Source organism: Marinobacter sp. (assembly GCF_041686475.1).
Lineage (GTDB): Bacteria > Pseudomonadota > Gammaproteobacteria > Pseudomonadales > Oleiphilaceae > Marinobacter.
Genome location: NZ_JAWLDU010000069.1, coordinates 1 through 11,789 on the forward strand (window position 1 = coordinate 1; position 11,789 = coordinate 11,789).

The 11,789-nt window shown below is 58.4% G+C and carries 11 protein-coding genes; 6 read left to right on the forward strand and 5 right to left on the reverse strand.

Features of this window, described 5'->3' with window-relative positions; all coding sequences use genetic code 11:
• The first annotated feature begins 376 nt into the window (after positions 1-376).
• Positions 377-853 (forward strand): DUF6586 family protein, encoded by a 477-nt coding sequence (locus ACESMB_RS13050; RefSeq protein WP_372925053.1) that lies wholly within the window; start codon positions 377-379, stop codon positions 851-853.
• 60 nt (positions 854-913) lie between these two features.
• On the forward strand, positions 914-1,174 hold the full coding sequence (locus tag ACESMB_RS13055) for a hypothetical protein (RefSeq protein WP_372925052.1): 261 nt from the start codon (positions 914-916) through the stop codon (positions 1,172-1,174).
• Between the two features lie 36 nt (positions 1,175-1,210).
• Here the strand turns inward: ACESMB_RS13055 and ACESMB_RS13060 are convergent, their stop codons facing one another.
• Both ACESMB_RS13060 and lexA read right to left on the reverse strand, forming a co-directional pair.
• Positions 1,211-1,699, reverse strand: coding sequence for a cell division inhibitor SulA (locus ACESMB_RS13060; RefSeq protein WP_372971759.1), 489 nt, complete (start codon positions 1,697-1,699; stop codon positions 1,211-1,213).
• A gap of 85 nt (positions 1,700-1,784) precedes the next feature.
• Positions 1,785-2,393: a transcriptional repressor LexA gene (gene lexA / locus ACESMB_RS13065; protein WP_372925050.1), complete on the reverse strand. Its 609-nt coding sequence runs from the start codon at positions 2,391-2,393 to the stop codon at positions 1,785-1,787.
• 182 nt (positions 2,394-2,575) lie between these two features.
• Between lexA and ACESMB_RS13070 the strand changes: the two genes are divergently transcribed.
• Both ACESMB_RS13070 and ACESMB_RS13075 read left to right on the forward strand, forming a co-directional pair.
• Positions 2,576-3,571 carry an amidoligase family protein gene (locus tag ACESMB_RS13070; protein WP_372971760.1) on the forward strand — a complete coding sequence of 332 codons (996 nt, stop codon included), beginning with the start codon at positions 2,576-2,578 and terminating at the stop codon, positions 3,569-3,571.
• Entirely contained in the window at positions 3,564-4,328 is a 765-nt protein-coding gene (locus ACESMB_RS13075; protein ID WP_372925048.1) for a gamma-glutamyl-gamma-aminobutyrate hydrolase family protein, read from the forward strand. Before ACESMB_RS13070 ends, ACESMB_RS13075 begins: the two co-directional genes overlap by 8 nt.
• Here ACESMB_RS13075 and ACESMB_RS13080 read toward each other — a convergent pair.
• Positions 4,313-4,513 (reverse strand): hypothetical protein, encoded by a 201-nt coding sequence (locus ACESMB_RS13080; RefSeq protein WP_372925046.1) that lies wholly within the window; start codon positions 4,511-4,513, stop codon positions 4,313-4,315. The genes ACESMB_RS13075 and ACESMB_RS13080 overlap by 16 nt on opposite strands.
• A 12-nt stretch (positions 4,514-4,525) precedes the next feature.
• Between ACESMB_RS13080 and ACESMB_RS13085 the strand changes: the two genes are divergently transcribed.
• Positions 4,526-5,212, forward strand: a complete 687-nt coding sequence (locus tag ACESMB_RS13085) for an SIMPL domain-containing protein (RefSeq protein WP_372925045.1) — start codon at positions 4,526-4,528, stop codon at positions 5,210-5,212.
• A gap of 9 nt (positions 5,213-5,221) precedes the next feature.
• Here ACESMB_RS13085 and ACESMB_RS13090 read toward each other — a convergent pair whose 3' ends face one another.
• Entirely contained in the window at positions 5,222-8,962 is a 3,741-nt protein-coding gene (locus tag ACESMB_RS13090) for a translocation/assembly module TamB domain-containing protein (protein WP_372971761.1), read from the reverse strand.
• Entirely contained in the window at positions 8,959-10,716 is a 1,758-nt protein-coding gene (locus tag ACESMB_RS13095) for an autotransporter assembly complex protein TamA (RefSeq protein WP_372971762.1), read from the reverse strand. Before ACESMB_RS13095 ends, ACESMB_RS13090 begins: the two co-directional genes overlap by 4 nt.
• Before the next feature lie 339 nt (positions 10,717-11,055).
• Between ACESMB_RS13095 and ACESMB_RS13100 the strand changes: the two genes are divergently transcribed.
• Positions 11,056-11,789: hypothetical protein (locus tag ACESMB_RS13100; protein WP_372971763.1), on the forward strand; the 734-nt coding region annotated here is incomplete at its 3' end.

An 11,789-nucleotide genomic window follows, 5' to 3' on the forward strand; every position in this document is an offset into this window, starting at 1 on the left:
CGGGGGTCAGTTCCTTGCCCAATCGCTCGGCTTCCGACTCGCTGACCTTCGTGTACCCGCTCACTGAAAATCCGAGCATTGCCACTGTAAAACCCGCGACCAAATGGTTACGCATTCCCTTTCACCTCCACTGAAACTGATCTGGACACAATCCGGTTGCGGCTTCCGGTTAACCGGAATCCAGAGTCAGACGATCAAAAGACACTCAAAAACAGGGGCGCCTTTTTGCCAAATTCAAACGACCGTTTCAAGTGAATCTTTGTAGTTTCTTGTCAAAGGGACGCGGTAAAACAGGAGGGAAGAAATTCACAGCCGGAAATGTTATCATTGGCAGTTAATTGATCGCACAACATTGGCTACCCATACAGGTACATCCATGGCGTCATCGTGGCACTCACTGGTTTCCCAGAAGATTTTCCTTGCCAGAACCCTGCTGGGCCAACTGGACGAGAACGAGAGTGTTCCAGTTCGGGAAGCTCTTGCCCAGGGCTCCATTGAACTTGCTCTACGTGCCAGGAAACTGGTGCTGGTCATGATTGCAAGAATGTACCAGGAGAAACAGGCCAGGCCTGATAGCCTGAGGGCTTTATCCGAACTGCTGGGCGACGAAATTCCCGAGACAGCGGAGCTGAATCAACTGGCTGGCGCGGCCAATAGCTGGTGGAACCACCTGGAGCAACTGGAACAACATCAGGGCAATCCGCCGACGGCCAAAAAAACCGTAAGCGACGAAAACGTCATTGCTGTTTCTGCGGATCCGGGCCCGGACAGATCAAAACCGGCGCTGGAGCAAACCCTGAATGCGATCAAACATTTTACCGATACCCTTGAGGAACGGCACAGCTGGTGGTAACCCTAAGATCTGCCACTGCTATCCGCCGCCACCATGGGAATGAACTGAAAGGCTAACTGAATGTCACCCTCTTTTTTCGAGATTGTACAACTGAGCAATGGCGATTACGCACTTCGTCGTATCGATGACGACAGTGCTCCACTGGTGAAAATATCCTTCTCAGACGAAGCCAGGGAAATGATGGAAGATCGCGATATGAACGTCGCCAAGGCCATGATTGCCGCAGGCATCGAAGCCGTAGGTAACGTTGCCCACGATATCGACTGGGACGACGAAGAGTCGGACGCACACGACATCCGTCCCTCCTATACACTTCACTGAGCCGGGCGCAGCACCGGGCTGCGCCGCCCTGAGCTTTTACCGTTGACGCAGCACAACACCGTGGCTGTTACCCTTGGCTGAAGCCTGCTCCAGCGACGTCAGGGCCTCACGCCCAAGCTTCCGCGTCCACATCACAACGGCATGGCAGGTGCCCGCGCTTAACGCCCGCTCAGCCAGTTGACGGGCCGGATAGTCCTGGGTTGACCGCAAAACCAGCAGTTCACCCGCCACAATCCCGCGCATGGTCTGCCATTTACTGACCAGGCTTTGGGGCGGGTCGATCCACGCCAGCCAGCGCTTTTCCTGGTTTAATTGTGTCAGCATCGGCAACAACAGCTGGAAATTTTCAACCTGCCCTTCAGGCAAGATGATTTCCGTCACATTGCCTGTCGGCTGTGCCGGATATGCCTGGCTGGATCGCGTACTGTCGACATCATGGCTGCTTAAACCTGCAGCCTCCGGGCTGACGAATCTCCCGCCTCCGTGAGCGTATGCCAGGTTCTGATTAAAGCTGAGTTGTTCCATGATAAGCCTCATCTGCCTTTAGGCGGAGCCCAGCAGCGATTGACACTCTGCGCAGCACTGCCTGAAATGTCCGGATACCGGGGTATCAGTGAAGATCCGAGCGCCGGATAACACCCACGCCGAGCCCCTCAATAAATAATTCCTGTTCTGTCAGATCCACTTCAATGGGTGCGAACTCTTCGTTCTCTGCAATGAGATACACTTTCGAGCCGTCCTTACGGAACCGCTTTACGGTTACCTCCTCACCAACCCTGGCCACGACAATTTGGCCATTATGCACGTCGGTGGTGCTGTGCACGGCCAGCAGGTCACCATCCAGAATACCGATGTCCTTCATGCTCATACCGCGTACACGCAGCAGATAGTCTGCCGAAGGCGAGAAGAATTCCGGCTGCAGGGTACAGTGGTCTTCAATGTGCTCCTGGGCGAGAATCGGGCTACCGGCCGCCACTTGGCCTATCACCGGCAGCCCCGGATCAGCCTCAACCTCCGGCAGGCGGATACCACGACTTGCCCCCGGAACCATTTCGATGGCGCCCTTCCTGGCCAGAGCCCTGAGGTGCTCTTCCGCGGCATTTGCTGAGCGGAACCCGAGTTCTGCGGCAATTTCCGCGCGGGTAGGTGGATATCCCGTCTCGTCGACAGAGCGACGAATGATTTCCAGTACCTGTGTCTGCCTTGCTGTCAGCTTCATCTGTCGGTGACCCCGGTTAGCCCTGTTTTTATATACAGTAATTCGACTATATACAGTGTTATATCCAGTGTAAAGCCCGTGCCTGAAATTTTTCCCGGGGCCCTGTGTTTTGGCCGGTTACGGTCGCTTTCAGCTTCAAGGACTGTGATAGAGTGAAGCTAACCCTTTGTGGAGACGCATGAATGAGCAAGAAATGCAGTATGCCGGGCATCATGAAGACCGATGACGGCAAGGAACGGAAAGTCGGTGTCGAGATTGAACTGTCGGGACTCGGGTACGAGGATCTGGTGTCCCTTTCCTCGCAGCTTCTTGGCGGTGGCGCGAAGTCCGTTGCGCGCTACGTGTCAGAGATTTCAACGGATGTCGGTACCTTCACCATTGAACTGGACTCGGACCCCATCAAGGACCTGGACCTCCAGGACCAGAGGCTGCCCGAATCGGTCCGGGAACTTGGCGGCCAGGCAATGAGCGTGATAGACGCAGCGGCAGAGAAGATCGTGCCGCTGGAAATTATCAGCCCGCCATTGCCATTCAGTGAACTGGAGCGAATCGAGATCCTCTGTGACGAACTTCGCAAGGCGGGTGCCCGTGGCAGCCGGGAAGCCCTTCACTATGCGTTCGGCCTGCAACTGAACCCTGAACTTCCAGACCTGAAGGCATCAACGCTGGTGCGTTATTTACAGGTATTTGCAGCCCTGTACGAGTGGCTCAAGGCGCGACACCAGATCGACTTCAGCCGCAAGCTGACCAGTTACATCGAACCCTGGAGCAGCACCTACATCGACCTCCTGGTTGCTGAGAATTATGATCCCGACATGGATCAGTTGATGAAGGACTACCTGCACTACAACCCGACCCGCAACAAGGCGCTGGACCTGCTGCCCCTGTTCGCCCATCTGAACAGCGAGTTACTGGGGCGGTACGTGAATGACGAACGCATCAAGAGCAGGCCCACCCTGCACTACCGGCTGCCGGACTGTGATATCGACAACCCGTTCTGGCACTTCTCGACAGTATGGAATGACTGGGTAGTTCTGGAGCAACTGGCCGCCAACGCCGGCGATCTTGCTGATCTGATCGCCGGGTTCCGCGACAGCCGGAAATTGAGTTTCCACAACCTGACCACTAGCTGGGTCGACACTTCCGAGCAGTGGCTGCGGTCCCGGAATTATGTCTGAAGCCGTCAAGGAAAAGCCTGAACATCCCGGCCTCACCATCGGGATCAGTGGCCCTCTGCGCCGCAGCCTGGCGCACCGGCTGATCAGCTTTGCCCTTCGCCTGCAGGGCGCTCGTACCCACTTTATCCGCCCCGGCGCCAGAGTGGACGTATCCCTGCTTGACGGCCTGATACTTTCTGGCGGCACACACGTTCATCCTTCCCGCTACGGGCAGACACCACAGGTGACCGCCAACTATGACCCGCGCCGGGATGAAACGGATTTCCGCCTGCTTACCCGCGCGGAAGAACTGGGTATTCCAGTGCTGGGTATTTGCAGGGGCGCCCAGTTCATCAATATTTTCCGCGGCGGCTCGCTGTGCCAGAACATCACGCCACTGCGAATAAACACCCGTCACCGCCCGCTTCTGCTTCCCATGCAGACCGTCCGCGTGGTCAGCGACAGCCGTCTTGGACAGGTCATGCGCCAGCCAGTGATCGGGGCCAACCGCATCCATAGCCAGACCATCAAGATTCTCGGCACACACCTTCGGGTTGTGGCTCTGGATAATGACCATTTCGTACAGGCGATAGAAAACACCCGTGGGCAGTGGCTGATGGGTATCCAGTGGCACCCGGAATATCTGCTTTATCACGGTGGTCACCGACGGATCTTCCGACACTTTGTCCACGCCGCAGAAGAGAAAAAACTGATAAGGCTGGATGAACCGACGGAGACGCAAAACGCCTCAGACGATATCACTCAAAGCGGCAGGTAATGCTGCAGGATCGCCTTGATTTCCCGGATCTCCCGGGCATCACCAGGCAACGCTTCCAGATGACGGGCCGCCCACTCTTTCAGTTGGTCCCGGGTCGTCACATAATGAGGGTCGCTCCCGGTCAGCCTGAGCAGGATGTCACGCTCCCGGGGAGTCAACCTGACCTGATTGTTGTGCAATAGCATGGAGATCCCACAATGTTTCCCACCGTTCATCGATACCTGCTGGTCCCCGCTGCCGCGGCGCTCCTTCCCCTGGGCGCAGTTGCCGGGGAGGTGAGCCTGAGCGGCCAGGCATCCGTGAAGTATACGCCAGACAGCGCACGGCTGCAGTTTACCGCCAGTGCTGAACACAACCTGCCTGAGACCGCTACCCGGCGCGCTAATGAACAGATGGAACAATGGCGGGACGGCATCAGTGACTATCGTGACCAGCTTAGTGCCTACAGTGATGCGTCTGTGCAGCTCTACAGCCGCTCGATCCCGTCTCAGCAGCGTGATCAGGAACCACAGAAGTTGGCGGTCGCATCGCAAACCGTGAGTTTCACCATTGCTGACCTGTCACTGCTCAATCCGCTTCTGGAACAGGCCCAGGCACTGGGCATGGATTATAATCTGGGGCCGCATCAGTTCTTCCACTCCAACGAGAGCAGTCTCCGCAAGCAGGCACTGGCCGGTGCTATTGCCGATGCCAGGGCAAGATGCGACTTTGTTGCCAACGAACTCGACAGGCACTGCGGTGAAGTCATCAGCATCAATATCAATGATGGCCACCAGCCACCGGTTCCGATGATGGCAGAAATGCGTGCCTCGTCGGACACTGTCTCCGAGGTGGGCCCCAGAGAGCTCACCGCCAGAGTCAGCGCCACCTTCGAACTGGAGTAACGGGCCCGCTCAGAAATCCCGTGTATAGAAGATATCCAGGGAAGCTGCCAGGCCGCTGGCCGCCTCCAGATAGAAGTACCGGCCAAGATCGTAACGCAGGGCAACGGTGGTGATCGGCTCGAAAATACCCACACCGTAGCGAAGGCTGAGCTCGTCGGTCAGGTAGCCGCTGGCGACCACCGCCGAGTCTTCCCCGCTGCCCTCCGCTTCCAGCGTCAGGTTCCGTATACCAATCTCTTCACCAAGGCCCTGGGTGACCTTGTTGGCCTGGGTCAGGCCCAGGGAAATCGCTGCCCGGCTCATCTGGCCCTGGTCGCCCTGGCTTTGAGGTGGCCGTCCCAGGATCACATAGGATAATGCCTCCGTCTGGGGCATTTCCGGTTCGGAAAATACCTCGGTCCGGGGAGCACTTACAGGACCACTGAGGCGGATGCCTGCCACCACAGTGTCAACCCGCCGTATGGCCTCAATGTCGAGATAGGGTTCTGTCAGGGGCCCCACGAACTGAAGCCTGGCCCTGCGAAGCTCCAGCTCCTGGCCATAGGCTTCATAGCGGCCATCAGTCAGTTGCAGGGCGCCCCGGGTGTCCATGTCGTTACCGATACGCAGGGTGCCCTCCAGGTTACCGGTTACGCCAAAGCCGTTGAAGGTAACCTCATCCTCACCCACAACCACGGTTACATCCATATTCAGGGAGCGCAAGCCGCCCTCTTGCTGTTCTGCTCCGACGATCACCTCGTCTTCCGATACCGAAACTGCCTGGGCAGGCAACTCCCTGATCTCGATCTGGCCACGGGGAACCTCCAGGCGACCGTTAACTGCCAGGTCACCGCCGCCATAGGTGACGGTAATATCCGGAACCAGTTCCACCCGGGCATAGGGATCGTAGCTGAAAGGCAGTCGGTCACCGGTGATATTGACTTCTATAGATGGTTCCCCTGACCAGTCCAGCTCACCCCTGACCTTGCCGCTGCTGCGCTCATTGCTGCGCCAGCGGCCAGAAAGATCCGCGGCATAACCATTCAGATCAAGGCTCACAACCATATCTTCCAGCGGCATGGGAAGCTGCGGGTCGGAAATACGCGCTCTGGTCAGGGCAATCTCGCCATTCACCGCCGGCTTCAGAAGCGGGCCGGACAGTGTGCCTTCACCATTGAGTTCACCCTCAACCGCTTCCAGTCCGGCAAAGACCCCGGCCATCGCGATATCCAGGCCCTGAATACGGAACTGTCCATCGACTTCCCGTTCGCTGTCTTCCGGGTCTACCGCCAGGGAAACGGAAAGATCACCCAGCTCGGGCCCCTTGAGCCGCACCTCCAGGTCAGCGACATCCGGCTTCAGCCGAAGCCCGGTGGTGAAGGTGTCGTACCCCAGGGTCTGCCACTCATCCCTCACCATGACTTCAAACTCACCGGTACCGGCGTCCACTGATACTTCGCCATCCGGGCCGTCTTCGGTCATGACCAGACTGATGTCGGCATCAAGGAGGGTATCCCAGCGCAGGGTTTCCGGCATCAGCGGTGCCAGCGCCGTGGTCGGGAAATTCTCGATCTGATAGGCAATATCCTGGGTTGGTAACAGCAGCTGGTCGCCGGCACACACCGAGGCCTGCTGCCACTGCCAGCAGTGGCGACCGAATGTCAGCCTGCCCGACTCCGCATACTCCAGCGACGCCGGCTCCGCCAGAATCCACTGCTGCCCCTGCTCCGGCACATCAATACGCCCCTGCTCCAGGGCACCCTGCCAGGCCTTCCAGTCCGCGGCCGCATCGCCGGCAAACAGCAGACCGACTTCGGCCTCTTCATGAACCGCGTTGACCTCTAAACGATGGTTATCCCGGGAACCGGACAGGCCGAGTGTCAGAGACTGCAACAACTGCTCGCCGTAGCGGAGCTCACTGGCCTGTGCGTCAGCACTGACACTCAACCCCTCGCCGAGGGAGGCTGTGAGATCCAGATTGGCAAGGCTCAGCTCGTCCTGCCATGCCAGATCGGAACCCGACACGCTTGCACTGCCCCGGGGCTGGTCGGGCGTTCCGGAAACCGAGGCGGTTCCGCTCAGTGAACCGGCCAGGCCCGGCAGGAAGGTTTCCGGGGTGGGAATTTCCAGTGCCAGGTTGCCCGCAATCTCGCGCCCCCACTCACCGTTGCCGGTGACCCGGTTGTCACCCACATTCAGTTCCAGCCCCGACAACACCCATGCCCCGTCGTCGCTCTCAAGCGCTCCGCGTATCAGGGCGTCGTTGGCCTGCCAGGTGCCTGAGAGGTCCCACTCTGCCTCTATCGCAGGCGCACCGCTTTGTGGCAGTTGTCCACTGGTTCTGACACCACCGTTCAGGCTGGCCTCCAGTGCTGGCAACCAGTAGCCGGGATTGAAACTGTCCAGCTCCAGGCTGGCATCCCAGGCCAGCTGGTCAGCAAATGCAACGCTTCCCTCGCCGCCAAGGAAGCCGGCACCCGTGTTCACTCGCAGGCGGGAGATGTTCACGGACTCCATGTCGCCATCCAGCTCGCCCGCCAGATCAGCCTCGCCATGAGGCCCGTCGACGCTGGCTTCAACACTCGCCTGATAGCCACCGGACTGGTATCGAACCTCACCATCCAGCTGGCGCAAGGAAACCGGCGGCTGCTCGAAATCCGGAATCAGGCTGTACCACGGGAAGGCGTCCATCGCCACGCGGGCATCCACCAGGAAGTCCTGCTGCCAGTCCATGCTGCCCGTCACCGAGGCGTTTCCTGCTCCGGCATCGCCAGCGCCCGGGCCAGAGAGCGAGAGGTCGAGATCCTCTACTCCAGCGGTTGTTACCAGCCCTTTCAACGACACCGATATGTCGCCGGAAGTGCCGGGCAGCGATGTGCGGGAATCAGAGCGGAAGCCGTCGTCGAGACTGCCTTCGAGAGCGATGACCGTGTTTTCCAACACCAGGGTCTCGGGCAAACCCTCAGCGGGAACAAAGCGACTGGACTCAACCGTCAACTGCGCCGGCAGTGCACTGTCCAGCGGCGCAAGGCGGCCCGCCAGCGTGGCCTCCAGATATCCGGTGCTTTGCCCCTGCACCCGCACATCCACAGCACTGCCACTCAGGTTGAGAGCCAAATCCCAGTCAGGCCCGTAAACGGGGGGCAGGCTTATGCCAACTTCCAGGTCCAGCGGCCAGTCTCCACGGGTCTGTACCCGGCCAGACCCGTCAATCTCGATGGCGTCACGGACAAACATAAGGCTTTGCAGATGCCAGTCAGATCCGGAGCCTTCCGCCTGCAGCTGCAACCGGTCCCAGATCTTGCCATCGTTCAGCGTGAAGGTGCCCAGGTCAATGTCCCGGATAGCCAGGCCAACAGGCAGGTTGATCCCGGGCAGGTCGATGTCACCACCCTCATCCTGCTGATCAGGGGACGACTGCAGGGTCAAATCAATGCTTTCCGCCTGCAGGGTCTCAAGGCACAGCTGTTTGTTGAACAGACAGGTGGGAGACCAGTCAACCACCGGGCCACTGACACGCAGCCCGACACCGTAACCCTGCCAGGTTAGCGACCGGGCCTGCCATTGCCCCAGCATGGACCCCTGGCCCTGCTCCACCTCAAGGCCGGGAATCTGGTCTATGACCCAGGCCGTGCCGGTTTCCGAGCGCAAGGCCAGTAACAGCGCACCCACCAGTAGCAGGGGCAGCAGAATGATAACGCCCAGTGCAATGAGCAACCCGTTCCGCAGCCGCTTCGGATGGCGGGGCTTTTCCCTGGTCTCTTCGGTCATAGCTCCGGCCCCATGGAAAAGTGGACACGCCATTCACCGCCGAACTCCGGGTCCAGCCCCTTGGCGATATCCAGGCGCAAGGGTCCTACGGGGCTTATCCAGCGAATACCCAGCCCCGCGCCCGTGGCCAATGGGTCGGCAAGGTCGTCAATGGCGTTCCCTTCATCGACGAACGCCGCCACACGCCAGTTGTCGGCAAACTGATATTGATACTCGGCACTGCCAATCATCAGGAAACGACCACCGACAGCAATATCTTTATCATCTCTCGGCGACAGGGTCTCGTAGCCATAACCCCTGACACTCTGGTCGCCACCGGCGAAAAACCGCAAAGACGGTGGCACATCAGAAAAACGATTGGTGGCCACCCCGCCGAACTGGAAACGGGTCAGGAAGCGGTGATTACCCGCCAGTGTATAAAGCCCCTTGACGAGAAAGTTCAGATGAGCAATATCCACACTTGATAGCGCCGCCCGGTGGGACCCCGTCACGTCAAACTGGATGCGATAGCCACGGGACGGATCCAGGGGGGAATCCGCCTGCAGTTTGGAATAGCCCAGCCCTGGCAACAACAGGGCACTCTGCTCGGTTTCATCAGCGCCAATCCGGAAGCGCTCCCCTTCCCAACGAAGTGAGGCCACCTGCTGCCAGCCGTTATCAAGCTGATGCTTCCATTGCTGCCCGAAGGTCAGCAGTTCCGATTCCACATCCTCTATCTCTTCCCGCTGATAGCCCGCCGACAGACGAATGGAATCGGTCATCGGCGGGTCCAGGGGAAGCTCATACCAGGTGCTCAGGTTCTGGCGCGGCGCCGACAGTTCGGTTTCGACACCACGGCTGTGGCCCATGGGATTGATCCAGTGCTCCCGCCAGTTGCCCCGCAGGCGTGGTCCCACGTCCGTTGAAAACCCGACACCCGCAGCCACCGACCGCGGCGGACGCGTGGTCAGGCCTACAGAAACCGGAATCACTCCGTCCTCGGCACTGCCGGGAGAGGCATCAACATCCACGCCGGAAAAATAACCACTGTTGGACAGGTCCGTGTTGAGCCTGGCGATCTTGTCGGCGTGAAAGGTTTCACCCGGCTCAAAGCGAACGAATTTTTCCAGCAATTCCTCTTCGAATCCATGCCCCTCGGTAAAACTGACCTCCCCCAATCGATACCGCTCACCACTGCGATAGATCAGGGTGATATCCGCCACCCTTTTCTCCGGGTCCACTTCCAGTTTGCGGCTGGTGAACTCGCCGTCAAAGTACCCCAGCCGACTGGCGCGATTCCGGATGGTCTGGCGCAGCGAGCTGTATTGGCCATGGTTCAGCACATCACCTTCAGCCGGTGTCGGTGGCAGGGAACTGCCGAAATCGGGATCTTCACTGGCAGGGCCCTCAATCTCAACCTTCCGTGAGCGGACGCGAACCGGCTCACCTGGCTGAACAGTGAGAACCAGGCGCGCCGGTCCCTCTTTCTCCCCCGAGGGTTCAATAATCTCCCACTGAATCACCGGGCTGTAATAACCCAGTGCACGAAGAGCGTCCTCCACCTGGGATTCAGCGGTACCTGCATAGCGTCTGAGGCTGTTGGCACTGCGATCCTCAACCTCCCCGATGAAGGCCTCGGCATTGTCCTGTAACTGCGGATAGTCACCCTCTACCTTTACTGCCACCTGCTGTGCCAGGGCCAACGCTGGAAGGGCCCAGATCGAGCAGACAATCAAGAGCCGACGGTTAAAAAAATAGCCAATGTGGGGAAGCATCCAGCAGCGTTACTTCATTCAGTGTGGGTTATGGGACAGGTTACCAACAGGAGTGTAACGGCTAGAGGTGCGCTTAATCCATGGCAACAACATCAAAGTGCAAGTCGTCGGCAGAGTTTAAATAAGCTAACCTGTAAAAACTATTAGCAGAATCAGGCCTATAGCGTTGGCGATCAGCACTGGGCCTGAAGCGATATCCAGGTAGTGCCTTCATAGGCCGTGTATTGCCAGGGATGGCAATGCCGAGCCCTCACGGACGGGTTAACGGTGTGTCTGTGATGGCACCACCCGGAAATCGCCAGCACCCAAACCCGCAGCCTACAGGGCGCCAGAAACTGAATGCTGAAGATCAACAAAGAAAACCTGAAATCCAGCCACCAACTCATCTGGTTCGTCATAGACTTCCTGATGCTCGGCCTGCTCATCATCAATCTGGCCTTCATCATCTTCGACTCCACCTACAACTTCGTCGCCATCCAGAACCTGCTGGAAGAAAATGCCCCGGCCATCAAAGATCTGTATCACCCCATCCACGAAAACTTCATCTTCTACGACCTCATCTTCGTCAGCATTTTCCTGACCGAGTTCGTCGTGCGCTGGGGCTACTCCATCAAGGCAAAGGTCTACGACCGCTGGTATTTCTATCCCTTCATCCACTGGTACGACATCATCGGCTGCATTCCCGTCGGCACCTTCCGCTTCCTGCGGATACTGAGGGTTATTTCCATCGTCTACCGCCTGCACCAGTACAAGGTGATCGACTTCACCCAGACCAGGGTCTTCCAGTTCTTCAACTTCTACTACGAAGCCTTCATGGAAGAACTCTCTGACCGGATTGTCGTCAAAGTGCTTTCCGGTGCCCAGGACGAGATCCGCCGCGGTTCGCCACTGTTTGATCGCATTCAGAACGACATACTCTACCCCAGGCGGGACATGCTCTCGGACTGGATATCACAACGCGTGGCGGAAGCAGCGCAGGAAGGCTATGTCCCCAATCGTGGAGCCCTGCGAAGCTACCTGGAAACCCGCGTGGACAATGCCCTCAAGCAGAACCTGGAACTGTCGAGGCTGAA